General features: G+C 54.9%; 13 protein-coding genes, 2 tRNA genes and 1 rRNA gene. 12 read left to right on the forward strand and 4 right to left on the reverse strand.

Annotated elements, in window-relative coordinates:
• Window positions 1-136 precede the first annotated feature (136 nt).
• The 3 genes from rrf to C7433_RS18455 all read left to right on the forward strand — a co-directional run bounded on the left by rrf (window position 137) and on the right by C7433_RS18455 (window position 514).
• Window positions 137-252, forward strand: a 5S ribosomal RNA gene (gene rrf / locus C7433_RS18445).
• Window positions 253-353: 101 nt separating this feature from the next.
• Window positions 354-430: transfer RNA gene (locus C7433_RS18450), tRNA-Asp, on the forward strand.
• Between the two features lie 8 nt (window positions 431-438).
• Window positions 439-514, forward strand: a tRNA-Trp gene (locus C7433_RS18455).
• Window positions 515-624: 110 nt separating this feature from the next.
• Here C7433_RS18455 and hdfR read toward each other — a convergent pair.
• Window positions 625-1449 (reverse strand): HTH-type transcriptional regulator HdfR, encoded by an 825-nt coding sequence (gene hdfR, locus C7433_RS18460; protein WP_110268693.1) that lies wholly within the window; start codon window positions 1447-1449, stop codon window positions 625-627.
• A 121-nt stretch (window positions 1450-1570) separates the two neighbouring features.
• Between hdfR and C7433_RS18465 the strand changes: the two genes are divergently transcribed.
• Window positions 1571-1909 carry a DUF413 domain-containing protein gene (locus tag C7433_RS18465; RefSeq protein WP_006121163.1) on the forward strand — a complete coding sequence of 113 codons (339 nt, stop codon included), beginning with the start codon at window positions 1571-1573 and terminating at the stop codon, window positions 1907-1909.
• Window positions 1910-1932: 23 nt separating this feature from the next.
• Here C7433_RS18465 and C7433_RS18470 read toward each other — a convergent pair whose 3' ends face one another.
• Window positions 1933-3453: a YifB family Mg chelatase-like AAA ATPase gene (locus tag C7433_RS18470; RefSeq protein WP_006121162.1), complete on the reverse strand. Its 1521-nt coding sequence runs from the start codon at window positions 3451-3453 to the stop codon at window positions 1933-1935.
• A gap of 331 nt (window positions 3454-3784) precedes the next feature.
• Between C7433_RS18470 and ilvL the strand changes: the two genes are divergently transcribed.
• The 6 genes from ilvL to ilvA all read left to right on the forward strand — a co-directional run bounded on the left by ilvL (window position 3785) and on the right by ilvA (window position 10341).
• Complete coding sequence (gene ilvL / locus C7433_RS18475) at window positions 3785-3883, forward strand: ilv operon leader peptide (RefSeq protein WP_071785161.1); 99 nt, start codon at window positions 3785-3787, stop codon at window positions 3881-3883.
• 149 nt (window positions 3884-4032) lie between these two features.
• Window positions 4033-5679, forward strand: coding sequence for an acetolactate synthase 2 catalytic subunit (ilvG, locus tag C7433_RS18480; protein ID WP_033738332.1), 1647 nt, complete (start codon window positions 4033-4035; stop codon window positions 5677-5679).
• The gene (ilvM, locus tag C7433_RS18485) at window positions 5676-5933 is read left to right on the forward strand and encodes an acetolactate synthase 2 small subunit (protein ID WP_006121160.1); all 258 of its coding nucleotides are present in this window, start codon (window positions 5676-5678) and stop codon (window positions 5931-5933) included. Before ilvG ends, ilvM begins: the two co-directional genes overlap by 4 nt.
• Before the next feature lie 18 nt (window positions 5934-5951).
• Window positions 5952-6881: a branched-chain amino acid transaminase gene (locus tag C7433_RS18490; protein WP_033738329.1), complete on the forward strand. Its 930-nt coding sequence runs from the start codon at window positions 5952-5954 to the stop codon at window positions 6879-6881.
• A gap of 60 nt (window positions 6882-6941) precedes the next feature.
• Entirely contained in the window at window positions 6942-8792 is a 1851-nt protein-coding gene (ilvD, locus tag C7433_RS18495) for a dihydroxy-acid dehydratase (protein WP_006121158.1), read from the forward strand.
• Between the two features lies 1 nt (window position 8793).
• Window positions 8794-10341: a threonine ammonia-lyase, biosynthetic gene (gene ilvA / locus C7433_RS18500; protein ID WP_006121157.1), complete on the forward strand. Its 1548-nt coding sequence runs from the start codon at window positions 8794-8796 to the stop codon at window positions 10339-10341.
• Here ilvA and ilvY read toward each other — a convergent pair whose 3' ends face one another.
• Entirely contained in the window at window positions 10342-11223 is an 882-nt protein-coding gene (gene ilvY / locus C7433_RS18505) for an HTH-type transcriptional activator IlvY (protein WP_039342836.1), read from the reverse strand.
• Window positions 11224-11384: 161 nt separating this feature from the next.
• On the opposite strand from ilvY, the gene ilvC reads away from it, so the two are divergent.
• Window positions 11385-12860, forward strand: coding sequence for a ketol-acid reductoisomerase (gene ilvC / locus C7433_RS18510; RefSeq protein ID WP_033738325.1), 1476 nt, complete (start codon window positions 11385-11387; stop codon window positions 12858-12860).
• A 183-nt stretch (window positions 12861-13043) separates the two neighbouring features.
• Window positions 13044-13349, forward strand: a complete 306-nt coding sequence (locus tag C7433_RS23955; RefSeq protein ID WP_233255800.1) for a hypothetical protein — start codon at window positions 13044-13046, stop codon at window positions 13347-13349.
• Window positions 13350-13420: 71 nt separating this feature from the next.
• Here the strand turns inward: C7433_RS23955 and C7433_RS18520 are convergent, their stop codons facing one another.
• Window positions 13421-14752: an MFS transporter gene (locus C7433_RS18520; RefSeq protein WP_033738323.1), complete on the reverse strand. Its 1332-nt coding sequence runs from the start codon at window positions 14750-14752 to the stop codon at window positions 13421-13423.
• Window positions 14753-14873 lie beyond the last annotated feature (121 nt).

Here is a 14873-nt window from a genome sequence, read left to right on the forward strand (position 1 = left end):
TACCGGTACTAATGACCCGTGAGGCTTAACCTTACAACGCCAGAGGCGTTTTGGGTTGAGAGACAAAAGAATTTTCAGCCTTGTTTACCGGATAACGCCGTGCGGCCCGAGAGGGCGGTGCGGCAGACAGAATCTGCCTGGCGGCTGTAGCGCGGTGGTCCCACCTGACCCCATGCCGAACTCAGAAGTGAAACGCCGTAGCGCCGATGGTAGTGTGGGGTCTCCCCATGCGAGAGTAGGGAACTGCCAGGCATTAAATTAAGACCAGCACGCTGGTCATGACCTTACCGGTGACGCGGAAGGGCGAAACACCTGACAGCAGAACGTTTTTCTGCGCTCAGTACAGAATCGGTGGAGCGGTAGTTCAGTTGGTTAGAATACCTGCCTGTCACGCAGGGGGTCGCGGGTTCGAGCCCCGTCCGTTCCGCCACCCTTTTTAGGGGCGTAGTTCAATTGGTAGAGCACCGGTCTCCAAAACCGGGTGTTGGGGGTTCGAGTCCCTCCGCCCCTGCCAGAAAAAGAAAAATCCTTTGCGTATGCGAAGGATTTTTTTTTGCCTTAAGAAAAGCAAAACAGAAAACCAGCCAGCAAAGACTGGCTTAATCCTCGCTTTCTTCCCTCTCTTTAATTCGGTACGACTGGAAACTTCAGCAACTGACGGATATACGTCTGCTGATCACTGTTTTGCAGCCATACCGCATACAAAGGCCGCACCGCCACAGACGTATCGGGCATCACTATCAGGTCGCTGTACAAGCTTTGCCAGAACTCGGGCAGAAACGCGCAGGCTCCTGTCGTGTGCAACAATTCACGCGTCACCTGTGCTGATGTCGTTGTTAATACCGGAACATCGTCCCCGCCGGAAAGATAACTTTGGTGCTGATGAAAGTCCGCGCCCCATTCCAGCTTAATATAGTCATATTTCTCACGCTTTTCGGTCTGCCGGGAACGAAACAGGGCCAGCGAAATATGACCTATCTGCTGGCTGGTCAATTCATCCATCTTTGGTGCTTCCGTCGTAATCAATAAATCCAGTTGGCGTTCATGCAACTGTTTAACTAACCAATGACGCTGCGCCACACGCGCTTCCAGGTGCAGACTTTCCCTGTTTTCGTAGAGTGTCTGAAGCCATGGCGTCAGATAGGCTTCCCAAAGTGAGGCGCTGGCACCAATGGACAGCTCATGATGCTGCTGCGTGTGCGACACTTCTTTCTTCGCCATAAGCCAGGTATTCATCAGACTTTCCGCGTAAGGCAAAAGACGCTCACCTGCCGAGGTCAAACGGATGTTGTTGCGGTGTCGGGTAAAAAGATTCACTCCCAGTTGGTTTTCTAACTGGCGGATGCGAAAACTGACAGCAGACTGCGTTAAGTAAAGTGCTTCTGCAGCACGCCCGAAATGGCGAGTTCTGCTCACTTCCAGGAAAGTTTTCAGTAATTCCGTATCCACAGCCTTCTCCCAAAATTTGTTTGTCGTATAGATTTAAATGTTTTGTTTTACACTCTGTCAAGCGTATCTAATACTCCGCGCCATAAATAGCACGGCCATAAGAGAAACAGGAGCGTGTAACATGGCGGAAAGCTTCTCAACGGAAAATCGTTTCTTTGATAACAAACATTACCCACGCGGATTTTCGCGTCATGGGGACTTTACGATTAAAGAAGCACAGCTACTTGAACGCCACGGCGTCGCGTTTAATGAGCTGGATCTTGCCAAACGTGAACCAGCGACAGAAGAAGAGCGTTTGTTCATCGAGGTATGTCGTGGTGTCCGTGAGCCGCAGACGGAAGCAGAACGTGTCTGGTCCAAATACATGACCCGTATCAAGCGTCCTAAGCGTTTTCACACGCTGTCAGGCGGTAAGCCACAAATGGATACCGTTGAAGACTACACAGAAAGCGACGATTAATGAAAAGGGGCGAAAGCCCCTTTTTACTGCAGGTTGTTATGAAGATAGGTCATGAGGCGGTCAATGCTTCGGTAACTGACGGCTTCCTGCAAATGATAACGGCTGATCGTCTCTTCACCGGCCAAATCGGCCACCGTGCGCGCCACTTTCAGGATCCGCTGCCAAGCCCGTACTGATAAGCCCAACTGATTTAAAACAGACTCCAGCCACTTCGCATCCGCTGAACAAAGCGCACACCACCGTAATACCTCCGCATTAGCTAAATGAGCGTTGATTTTTCCTGAACGCGCAATCTGTCTTTGCCGGGCAACAAGCACGCGCTCGCGTACCGCCACAGAACTTTCTCCCGTCTGCTGTTGCTGGCCTAACAGTCCCGGCGGTAGCAATGGCACCTCCAGCGACAGATCAAAGCGATCAAGGAAGGGGCCGGAAAGTTTGCTGAGATAGCGTAAAATCTGCTGCGGTGAGGTGCGGTTATGCTGTCCCTGATAGTGTCCTGTCGGACTGGGATTCATCGCAGCGACTAACTGAAAACGTGCAGGGTAAACCACCTTAGCCCTGGCTCGCGAAATCGCGACTTCACCGGACTCAATGGGTTCGCGCAATGCATCCAGAACGCTGCGCTGGAATTCAGGCAATTCATCTAAAAAAAGCACTCCATTATGGGCCAGCGAGATCTCGCCGGGACGGGGCAATGCGCCACCGCCAATGAGCGCATACAGTGAAGCACTATGATGAGGGGCCCTGAACGGCCTTTTACGCCATGAATGATGCACAGGGCCCGCATTACTCAGGCTGGCTATCGCTGCGCATTCTAAGGCCTCCTGATCGCTTAATGGCGGCATGATGCCCGGTAAACGAGTGGCAAGCATGGTTTTGCCTGTGCCTGGCGGTCCGATCAGCATCAGGTTATGTCCACCGGCCGCCGTGATCTCCAGGGCACGGCGTCCTTGTTCCTGCCCGACAATATCGCGAAGATCGTCTGTGATTTCGTCGGTGTTATCGGCGTGGGCGGTGGCAATCGTGAGTTCACCCCTGTTGTGTAAGAAAGCACAAACGTCGATCAAATGGGCGGCTACCAGCGTTGAGCCTTTACGGATTAAACCCACATCAGTCTGGTTTTCTGCTGAGAGAATCAACTGCCTGCCAGCTTTAATCGCCGCAAGGGCAGCCGGAATGGCGGCCTGTACACCACACAGAGCGCCGTTTAGCGCCAGCTCGCCCAGAAACTCATATCCGCCCAGCTTCTCTGCAGGGAGCTGTTCAGACGCGACCAGAATGGCGACAGCCATGGGCAAATCGTAGCGCCCGCCTTCCTTAGGCAGATCGGCCGGGCCCAGATTGATGGTGATTCGCCGGGCAGGGAAGTCAAAGCCGCTGTTAATGATGGCGCTACGGACACGTTCGCGTGCCTCCTTGACGGTAGTTTCCGGTAAGCCCACCAACGTCAGGGCAGGCAATCCGTTGCTGATATGGACTTCAATAGTCACCAGCGGCGCATCAACCCCGATGGCTGCACGTGTCAGAACTTTTGACAAAGACATGGCCGCTCCCAAATGCGGCAAGTCTGCCCTGGCGCTTCAATGACGGCGAGGGCCAAAAGGACAAAATGTAAGCTGCGCCGTGATTTATTTGCGCACTATACATCCGCACGCTTTTTTTTGTGGAACCGGACTTTGAACGCGGTATAACCGCATCGGCATGGTTTTTTTGTCAAAGTCGGGGCTCAATAAAATAATCTTTTAATTACAAATTGATAACGAAAGAACGCAATGGGCCGCAATAAAAAACCTGATAAAAAATATTGTAATTAGCCTACTAACTATGATAACTCTGTAGGCATTACTTCGAACGAGTTAAAGAATCGAATACGTTATGAAAGCCCTTCTACTAGTGATTAGCCTTGTCGTGATTAGCGTGGTGGTGATTATTAACCCACTGTGCGGGGCAACGCTTGGAGCAAGAAAGGCTTAAAAATCAAGCCAGAACTCTAAAAAACCCCCCGCACCGAAAGGTCCGGGGGTTTTTTTTTGACCTGGCAAAATTCAGTAAATCTGCAAGGAACAAACAATGAACAGTAGCATAAAATTCTGTTGTTCCCCTCAGGCGACAGGAGAATAACGATGACAGGTGCACAATGGGTAGTTCAGGCTTTACGCGCACAAGGCGTTGATACCGTATTTGGTTACCCTGGCGGCGCCATCATGCCAGTGTACGATGCGCTATACGACGGCGGCGTCGAACACCTGTTGTGCCGTCACGAGCAGGGCGCGGTGATGGCCGCAATCGGCTATGCCCGTTCAACCGGTAAAACCGGTGTCTGCATTGCCACTTCGGGCCCCGGTGCAACAAATCTGATCACCGGCCTGGCTGATGCCATGATGGACTCCGTGCCGGTTGTCGCGTTGACCGGTCAGGTCGCTTCTGCCTTCATCGGTACGGATGCCTTTCAGGAAATCGATGTTCTCGGTCTGTCGTTAGCCTGCACCAAACACAGCTTCATAGTTGAATCGCTGGATGATTTGCCTTCCGTGATGGCCGAGGCGTTCGCCATTGCGCAGTCGGGTCGCCCCGGGCCGGTATTAGTCGATATCCCAAAGGATATTCAGCTGGCAAAAGGGGAACCTTCACCGCAGTTGATGCCGGTGGAAGAAGCGATGTCGATGCCGCATCAGGCAATTATTGACGCGCGGGCAATGATGGCGCAGGCCAAAAAACCTATGCTGTATGTCGGCGGTGGCGTCGGCATGGCGCAAGCGGTGCCGGCACTGCGCGCGTTGATGCAGGAAACCGGCATTCCCGCTGTTGCCACGCTGAAGGGCCTGGGAAGTGTGGATGCCGACAGCGAATGTTATCTGGGCATGCTGGGCATGCACGGCACTAAGGCCGCTAATCTGGCCGTCCAGTCCTGCGACCTGTTAATCGCGGTGGGTGCCCGTTTTGACGACCGCGTCACCGGTAAACTGGACACCTTCGCCCCGCTGGCCAGCGTGATCCATCTGGATGTGGATCCTGCAGAGCTGAACAAGCTGCGCCGTGCACATGTGTCGCTGCAAGGCGATCTCAACCATGTCCTGCCGGCCCTGAGCCAGCCTTTACAGATACAGGCGTGGCGCGACGAAGTCATGGCGCTGAAAGCACAGCATGCGTGGCGCTACGATCATCCCGGTGAAGCCATCTATGCGCCGTTATTACTGAAACAACTGTCCGATCGCAAACCGGCAAACACTGTTGTTACCACCGACGTAGGTCAGCATCAGATGTGGGCGGCCCAGCATATAGCCTGTGACGCCCCTGAAGATTTCATCACCTCCAGTGGCTTAGGCACCATGGGCTTTGGCCTGCCTGCGGCAATCGGCGCACAGGTTGCGCGCCCTCACGATACCGTCATCTGTGTCTCGGGCGACGGCTCTATCATGATGAATATTCAGGAACTGGGCACCATTAAGCGTGGCAAATTGCCTGTGAAAATTCTGCTGCTGGATAACCAGCGTCTGGGCATGGTTCGCCAGTGGCAGCAGCTGTTTTTTGACGGTCGCTACAGTGAAACCATCCTGACCGACAACCCCGACTTCCTCACGCTGGCCAGCGCATTTGATATCCCGGGCCAGCGAATCACCCGTAAAGATCAGGTCGACGCCGCAATCGATGCTCTGCTGAACAGTGAAGGTCCTTATTTCCTGCACGTGTCAATTGATGAGCATGAAAACGTCTGGCCATTGGTACCGCCCGGTGCCAGCAACGCCAACATGATGGAGAAAACCGTATGAACCAGCATCAATTGTCTATCGAAGCGCGCTTTCGACCTGAAATATTGGAACGCATTTTACGTGTAGTACGCCATCGTGGCTTTCAGGTGTGTTCAATGAACATGGCGACTGTGGCTAACGCCGAAAACATTAATATCGAAATGACCGTTGCCAGCCAGCGCTCTGTCGATTTACTGTCTTCCCAGTTAAGCAAACTGATGGATGTCGCCTGCGTCCAGATTCAACAACAGACATCACAACAAATCCGCGCGTAGTCGCGAAAGGAAATAATAATGAGCACCAAGAAAGCAGATTTCATTTGGTTCAACGGCGAAATGGTTAAGTGGGAAGAGGCGAAAGTCAGCGTGATGTCTCACGCTCTGCATTACGGCACCTCGGTATTTGAAGGCGTGCGCTGCTACGACTCACACAAAGGCCCGGTCGTCTTCCGTCACCGCGAGCACATGCAGCGTCTGCACGATTCCGCCAAAATTTACCGTTTCCCGATCAAGCACAGCGTTGATGAACTGATGGAAGCCTGCCGTGAAGTGATTCGCGTGAACAACCTGAAAAGCGCCTACATCCGTCCGCTGGCTTTCGTGGGCGATGTCGGTCTGGGCGTGAACCCGCCGGATGGCTTCACCACGGATGTGATTGTTGCAGCGTTCCCGTGGGGCGCTTACCTGGGCGCTGAAGCGCTGGAAAACGGCATTGATGCCATGGTGTCTTCATGGAACCGCGTTGCGCCAAACACATTGCCAACCGCAGCAAAAGCGGGCGGCAACTATCTGTCTTCCCTGCTGGTGGGCAGTGAGGCGCGCCGCCATGGCTATCAGGAAGGCATTGCGCTGGATACCAATGGCCTGATTTCAGAAGGCGCAGGCGAAAATCTGTTTGAAGTGAAAGATGGCGTGCTGTTTACCCCGCCGTTTACCTCCTCTGCACTGCCGGGCATCACCCGCGATGCCATCATCACGCTGGCGCGTAATATGGGCATCGAAGTGCGTGAACAGGCACTGTCTCGTGAATCTCTGTACCTGGCTGACGAAGTCTTTATGTCCGGCACGGCGGCAGAAATCACCCCGGTACGCAGCGTTGATCGCATTCAGGTTGGCGAAGGCAAATGTGGGCCCGTCACCAAACGCATTCAGCAGGCATTCTTTGGCCTGTTTACCGGCGAGACCGAAGACAAATGGGGCTGGCTGGACCCGGTTAACGCATAACCAGACCTTGCGCGGATGTCGCTGGATGTCCGCGATCTTATTTTGACTGGAGTAAAGAGCATGCCTAAGTACCGTTCCGCTACCACCACCCACGGCCGCAACATGGCTGGTGCCCGTGCCCTCTGGCGCGCAACAGGAATGACCGACGATGATTTCGGCAAACCGATTATCGCCGTCGTTAACTCATTCACCCAGTTTGTGCCGGGCCACGTACACCTGCGTGACCTGGGTAAGCTGGTTGCCGAGCAAATCGAAGCGGCAGGTGGCGTGGCCAAAGAGTTCAACACGATCGCGGTGGACGACGGTATTGCCATGGGCCATGGCGGCATGCTGTATTCTCTGCCTTCACGTGAGCTGATTGCCGACTCTGTCGAGTACATGGTGAACGCGCACTGTGCTGATGCCATGGTCTGCATTTCAAACTGCGACAAAATCACCCCCGGCATGTTGATGGCCGCGCTGCGCCTGAATATTCCGGTGATCTTTGTTTCCGGCGGCCCAATGGAAGCCGGTAAAACCAAACTGTCCGATCAGATCATCAAGCTGGATCTGGTGGATGCCATGATCCAGGGGGCTAACCCGAACGTCAGCGATGCTGACAGCGAGCAGATTGAACGCTCCGCCTGTCCAACCTGCGGCTCCTGTTCGGGCATGTTCACCGCAAACTCAATGAACTGCCTGACCGAAGCCCTCGGCCTGTCACAACCGGGTAACGGTTCACTGTTGGCCACCCATGCCGACCGTAAAGCGCTGTTCATTAACGCCGGTAAGCGCATCGTCAGCCTGACCAAACGCTATTACGAGCAGGATGATGTGAATATGCTGCCGCGCAACATCGCCACCAAAGCCGCGTTTGAAAATGCCATGACGCTGGATATCGCTATGGGCGGCTCTACAAATACCGTTCTGCACCTGCTGGCTGCCGCGCAGGAAGGTGAGGTGGACTTTAACATCTCTGATATCGATCGCCTGTCACGCAAAGTTCCTCAGTTGTGCAAAGTGGCACCGAGCACGCCGAAATATCACATGGAAGATGTGCACCGTGCGGGTGGCGTCATCGGTATTCTCGGCGAGCTGGATCGTGCCGGGCTGATTGACACCAGCGCCCGTAACATTCTGCAGCAGAGCCTGCGTGAAACGCTCGATCAGTACGACATCATGCTGACTCAGGATCAGGCGGTGAAGGACATGTTCCGTGCGGGTCCAGCCGGTATTCGAACGACTCAGGCGTTTTCGCAAAGTTGCCGTTGGGACACGCTGGATGATGACCGCGCTGAAGGCTGTATCCGTACGCGCGAACATGCCTATTCCCAGGATGGTGGTCTGGCCGTGCTCTACGGCAACATTGCCGAAGATGGCTGTATCGTAAAAACCGCGGGCGTCGATAAAGAGATTCTGACGTTCAGCGGCCCGGCCAAAGTTTATGAAAGCCAGGATGACGCTGTGGAAGCTATCCTCGGTGGCAAAGTGGTAGCGGGTGACGTGGTTGTGATCCGTTACGAAGGGCCAAAAGGTGGGCCGGGCATGCAGGAAATGCTGTATCCCACCACTTACCTGAAGTCGATGGGGCTGGGTAAAAGTTGTGCTCTGATCACCGACGGTCGCTTCTCTGGCGGCACCTCTGGCCTGTCAATTGGTCACGCCTCACCTGAAGCCGCTAACGGCGGCACCATCGCGCTGGTGAAAGATGGCGATATCATCGATATCGATATCCCAAACCGCGGTATCAGACTGGCCGTACCGGATAATGAACTGCATGCCCGCCGTGAAGAGCAGGAAGCCCGTGGCGACGCAGCTTATACGCCGATGAACCGTCAGCGCGACGTGTCGTTTGCCCTGCGCGCCTATGCATCGCTCGCGACCAGCGCCGATAAAGGTGCTGTGCGCGATAAGAGTAAGCTGGGAGGCTAAGATGGCTGAGGCTCAACCGCTACCCGAGGCGCCCTGCGGTGCCGAGTATCTGCGTGCGGTGTTACGTTCACCGGTATACGAAGTGGCACAGGTTACCCCACTGCAGAAGATGGAAAAAATCTCTGCACGTCTGGGCAATACCATTCTGGTGAAGCGAGAAGATCGCCAGCCGGTGCACAGTTTTAAACTGCGCGGTGCCTACGCGATGATTGCTGGCCTTGATGAAGAGCAGAAAGCACGCGGTGTTGTCACCGCGTCGGCCGGTAACCACGCCCAGGGCGTTGCGTTATCAGCGACGAAGCTGGGCATCAAGTCGCTGATCGTCATGCCGCTGGCGACAGCGGACATCAAGGTGGATGCGGTGCGTGCATTTGGCGGTGAAGCCTTCCTGTATGGTGCCAACTTTGACGAGGCGAAAGCCAAAGCCATTGAACTGGCGACGCAGCAGGGTTACACCTTTGTTCCACCGTTTGACCATCCGGCGGTCATCGCCGGACAAGGCACGCTGGCGATGGAACTGCTGCAGCAGGACGCACATCTCGATCGGGTTTTTGTTCCGGTGGGCGGCGGCGGTCTGGCCGCGGGCGTGGCGGTGCTCATCAAGCAGCTGATGCCGCAAATCAAAGTGATCGCTGTTGAGTCAGAAGACTCGGCCTGCCTGAAAGCGGCGCTGGAGGCTGGTGAGCCGGTGGATTTACCGCGCGTGGGCTTGTTCGCCGAAGGTGTGGCCGTGAAGCGCATCGGTAACGAAACTTTCCGCCTGTGCCAGGAATATCTCGACGATATCGTCACCGTGGACAGCGATGCGATCTGCGCGGCAATGAAAGATCTGTTTGAAGATGTGCGCGCCGTGGCAGAACCTTCAGGCGCGCTGGCGCTGGCGGGCATGAAGAAATACGTCCAGCAGCACGATATTCAGGGCGAACGCCTGGCACACGTGTTGTCGGGGGCTAACGTTAACTTCCATGGTTTGCGCTACGTTTCTGAACGTTGTGAGCTGGGTGAACAACGCGAAGCTCTGCTGGCGGTCACGATCCCGGAACAGCAGGGCAGCTTCCTGAAGTTTTGTCAGACGTTGGGTGGTCGCTCGATTACCGAGTTTAACTATCGCTATGCCGACACCGACAAAGCCTGCATTTTTGTGGGCGTGCGGCTGACGCGCGGGATGGATGAGCGCGCAGAGATCATCAGCCAGTTAACGGAAAACGGCTATCAGGTGGTGGATCTGTCTGACGATGAGATGGCGAAGCTGCACGTGCGTTACATGGTGGGCGGACGGCCTTCCAAGCCGCTGCGTGAGCGCCTGTTCAGCTTTGAGTTTCCGGAAGCGCCCGGCGCATTGCTTAAGTTTCTGCAAACGCTGGGCACGCACTGGAATATCTCACTGTTCCATTACCGTAGCCACGGCACGGACTACGGCCGGGTCCTCACGGCCTTCGAGCTTGGCAACGACGAACCGCGTTTTGAAGAGCACCTTGCCGACCTGGGTTACGATTTCCACGACGAAACGCATAACCCGGCATTCCGCTTCTTCCTGGCAGGCCAGTAACTATAGCTGGTGCCAGAATGCACTGATAAGCGGCTCTCCGAGCCGCTTTTTTTGTACACAAACACCCAGCTCCAGCGGTGCGACGGACGCCACGCTTTCCAGCGGCAGCACACGGTTTCGTACCGGCTCAGGGCTGTTCTCCAGCACCACATCCGGCAGCAGCGCAATCCCACAGCCCAGCGCTACCATCGACACGATTGCTTCATGACCGGCAACGGTCGCATAAATCAATGGGTTAACGATGCGATGACGGCGGAACCATAGCTCGATCGCCCGCCGGACCGGTCCCTGCTCGGGCAGGATAAACGGAATCTGTGACCAGTCCGGTGCCTCTTCTGTCGCCTGACTGCGCACCGGACAGGGCAGTGCAGGTGCAATCAGCCCCAGCGGCAACAGTCCCAGCGTGGTGAAATCAATGCTGGCAGGCAGCGATTCAGGTCGACCGGCAATCGCCAGATCGGCATTGCCCGACTGGACCATTTCAATCGCATCGGCCGCATCGCCGGTAGTCAGTTTGATTTCCACCTGAGGATGCTCGGCGCGGAAGCGATCCAGAATGGGCGGCAGATGGCTGTACGCGGCGGTCACCGAGCAAAACAGGCGCAGTTCACCACTGAGTGACGGACCGTTGAGATCCATGGCATGGCGCAATTGCTGATACTGCAGTAAGGTTTGTTGTGCAAATAATTTCAGTCTTTCGCCCGCTTCGGTGAGCGTGACGGTGCGGTTATCACGCAGAAACAACGCGTGGCCGACATCCTCTTCCAGCCGCTGAATCTGGCGTGACAGCGTGGACGGACTGACGTGCATGGCCCGTGCGGTGCGGCCAAAATGGCAACTTTCTGCCAGATGTAAAAACAATTTGAGATCGCGTAAATCCATACAGGTTCCACCTCAGGAATGCATTGCGATTATTGCAATGTAATGTTGTTAATATATCAATTTAAGCAACAGAAATCCTGTCATATGATGGGGTCATTCGCGGCGCTGAATCTCACGCCGTCAACAGACAAAAGCAAACACAACATTTAACCGGAGTACCCATGGCTAATTACTTCAACACACTGAATCTGCGCAACCAGTTAGCGCAACTGGGCAAATGTCGTTTTATGGGGCGTGACGAGTTCGCGGATGGCGCCAGCTTCCTGAAAGGCAAAAAGATTGTGATTGTGGGCTGTGGTGCGCAGGGCCTGAACCAGGGCCTGAACATGCGCGATTCCGGTCTGGATGTTTCTTATGCCCTGCGTGCAGAAGCCATCGCCGAAAAACGTGCCTCGTATCGCAAAGCCACCGACAACGGTTTCAAAGTGGGCACTTACGAAGAACTGATTCCTCAGGCGGACCTGGTGGTTAACCTGACGCCAGACAAACAGCACTCCGCCGTTGTTCAGGCTGTACAGCCACTGATGAAAGACGGTGCCGCGCTGGGCTATTCACACGGCTTCAACATTGTCGAAGTGGGCGAAACCATCCGTAAAGATATCACCGTCGTTATGGTGGCGCCGAAGTGTCCGGGCACCGAAGTCCGTGAAGAATACAAGCGTGGCTTCGGGGTACCGACGCTGATCGCGGTTCACCCGGAAAACGATCCGAAAGGTGAAGGTATGGCTATCGCCAAAGCCTGGGCTTCTGCCACCGGTGGCGACCGCGCTGGCGTGCTGGAATCCTCTTTCGTTGCGGAAGTGAAATCTGACCTGATGGGTGAGCAGACCATTCTGTGCGGCATGCTGCAGGCCGGTTCTCTGCTGTGCTTCGATAAGCTGGTGGCTGAAGGTCACGATGCGGCGTACACCGAGAAACTGATTCAGTTTGGCTGGGAAACCATCACCGAATCCCTGAAATTTGGCGGCATTACGCTGATGATGGATCGCCTGTCTAATCCGGCGAAACTGCGTGCTTACGCACTGTCTGAGCAGCTGAAAACCATCATGGCTCCTCTGTTCCAGAAGCATATGGATGACATCATTTCAGGCGATTTCTCTGCTGGCATGATGGCGGACTGGGCGAATGACGATAAGAAGCTGCTGACCTGGCGCGAAGAGACCGGTAAAACCGCGTTCGAAACCGCCCCTCAGTTCGACGGCAAAATCGAAGAGCAAGAATACTACGACAAAGGCGTTGTCATGGTTGCCATGGTCAAAGCGGGCGTTGAGCTGGCATTTGAAACCATGGTAGATGCTGGCATCATCGAAGAGTCGGCTTACTACGAGTCACTGCACGAGCTGCCGCTGATCGCGAATACCATTGCCCGTAAACGCCTGTATGAAATGAACGTGGTCATTTCTGATACCGCTGAGTACGGTAACTACCTGTTCTCTTTTGCGGCGGTGCCGCTGCTGAAAGAGTTTATGGCCTCACTGCAGCCGGGCGATCTGGGTAAAGCTATTGACGGCACGCAGGTGGATAACGCCCAACTGCGCGACGTTAATGAAGCCATTCGTCAGCATCCTATCGAGCAGGTTGGCCGCAAACTGCGTGGTTACATGACCGATATGAAACGCATCGCGGTTGCAGGCTAAGTCGCACCGCCACCGTTTTCAGCAAATGTAAGACAAAAAGGCGCAGCCATCTGGCTGCGCCTTTTTGTTTTAGCATGCGCCTGGCGACACGATAACAGGCGGTAAAAGGCTCCTGTAACCAACATACTGACACCCGGCAAGAATAAGGAACACGCCAGCCGTAAGGTTGCCAGCAAAATACTCGTGATGATGTTTGAGGGCATAGCATACGGCGACAGAAGCGACAGCCGTGCGCTGCGGGTCGGCATTCAGTCAGTCCCCGCCTTTTCCCCCAAATGCGCTTCGGGAAGAGTCTGGCTGCGCAATGTGTGTAGATTTATCGCAAACGGCTATCTGCTTGATGGTCCAATGCGTCGTGTTTTGCCAGACTGGCACAGTGAAAACACAACACCGATGACGCTCTGGGCCATCACCTTACCCAACCGTCTGCTGCCGCTAAAAACCCGGGTTTTTATCGACGATTTTATGGCCTGGCTTAAGTCGAAATAGCGCGCTTTCGCCGCGGAAACGCATAAAAAAACCCGGCCTGAGCCGGGTTTTTTTATGAGCGTGACCTGAGATCACACTTCATACAGCGTTTGATGCCGGGTTTCTTTACAGGCAATCAGGGCGATCAGCGTCAGGAAGGCCATAGAGGCCAGGTACAATCCGACGGCATATAAGCCGTAGTGCACGTTCAGCCAGGTTGCGATATATGGCGCAACGGAGGCACCCAGAATCGACGAGAGGTTGTATGAGAACGACGCGCCGGTATAGCGCACTTCTGTCGGGAACAGCTCGGGCAGCAGCGCACCCATCGGGCCAAATGTCAGGCCCATAATGCTTAATCCCAGCAGCAGGAAGGCCATCACCAGCGCCTGAGAGCCGGAACCCAGCATCACAGGGAACAGGAATGAGAAACCAATAATCATCAGCGTAATGGTGATCATGGTTTTCCGGCGACCAAAGCGGTCAGCCAGCAGGCCCGCGATGGGGACCATCACGCCGAAGCCAATGACCGCCATCATCAACATCCACAGCATGCTGTTACGTGAGATGCCCAGCCCCGCAGGCGCGGCGGCGGTGCCGTAACTCATTGAGTAAACCGTCATGATGTAAAACAGCGTGTAGGTGGCAAGCATGATGAAGGTGCCCAGAATGGTCGCCGTCAGATGTTTGCTCAGAAGTGAGGCAATCGGCACGCGCACCTGCTTCTTCTCTTTCTGCACTTTGGCAAAGACCGGACTTTCATGTAGCGACACGCGCACATACAGGCCAATCAGGACCAGCACGGCAGACAGTACAAAAGGCACGCGCCAGCCCCACTGCATAAACTGCTCGTCGGTCAGCAACCAGGAGAGCAGCAGGAAGGTGCCGTTGGCAAAAAAGAATCCAATGGGCGCACCCAACTGCGGGAAGGAACCGTACAGCGCACGCTTTTTGGCTGGCGCATTTTCCGTGGCCAGCAGGGCCGCACCGCCCCATTCGCCGCCGAGTCCCAGGCCCTGACCAAAGCGGGCCAGTGCTAACAGCAGCGGGGCCAGAACGCCAATGCTCTGATAGCTGGGTAACAAACCGATGACCACGGTAGAGATCCCCATGGTCAGCAGCGAGGCTACCAGGGTGGCTTTACGACCGACACGGTCACCGAAGTGACCAAACAGCGCTGAGCCGATAGGGCGGGCAACGAACGCAATCGCGAAGGTCGCCAGTGACTGTAGCGTGGCGACAGTGGCATCACCCTGAGGAAAAAAGATATGCGGAAAGACAATGACCGCGGCGGTGGCATAAATATAGAAATCGAAAAATTCGATGGCGGTGCCAACCAGTGAAGCAATAACGACTTTACTGCGTGAGTTCACTGGCGTTGGCTCATGTTGTTTATCAAGAGTTTCTGAGATGGAGGCTTGCATAAATGTTTCTTATTTTTAAATACCGTTAAGGAATCTTACGCACCTGTATAGCGGCATTCAATGGCTGGAAACCGCGTCAGCCGCGGCTTTCTCTGCCTAAAAGTAGAAAATCTTTGCCTGA

This window comes from Pantoea sp. PNA 03-3 (genome assembly GCF_003201175.1).
GTDB lineage: Bacteria > Pseudomonadota > Gammaproteobacteria > Enterobacterales > Enterobacteriaceae > Pantoea > Pantoea stewartii.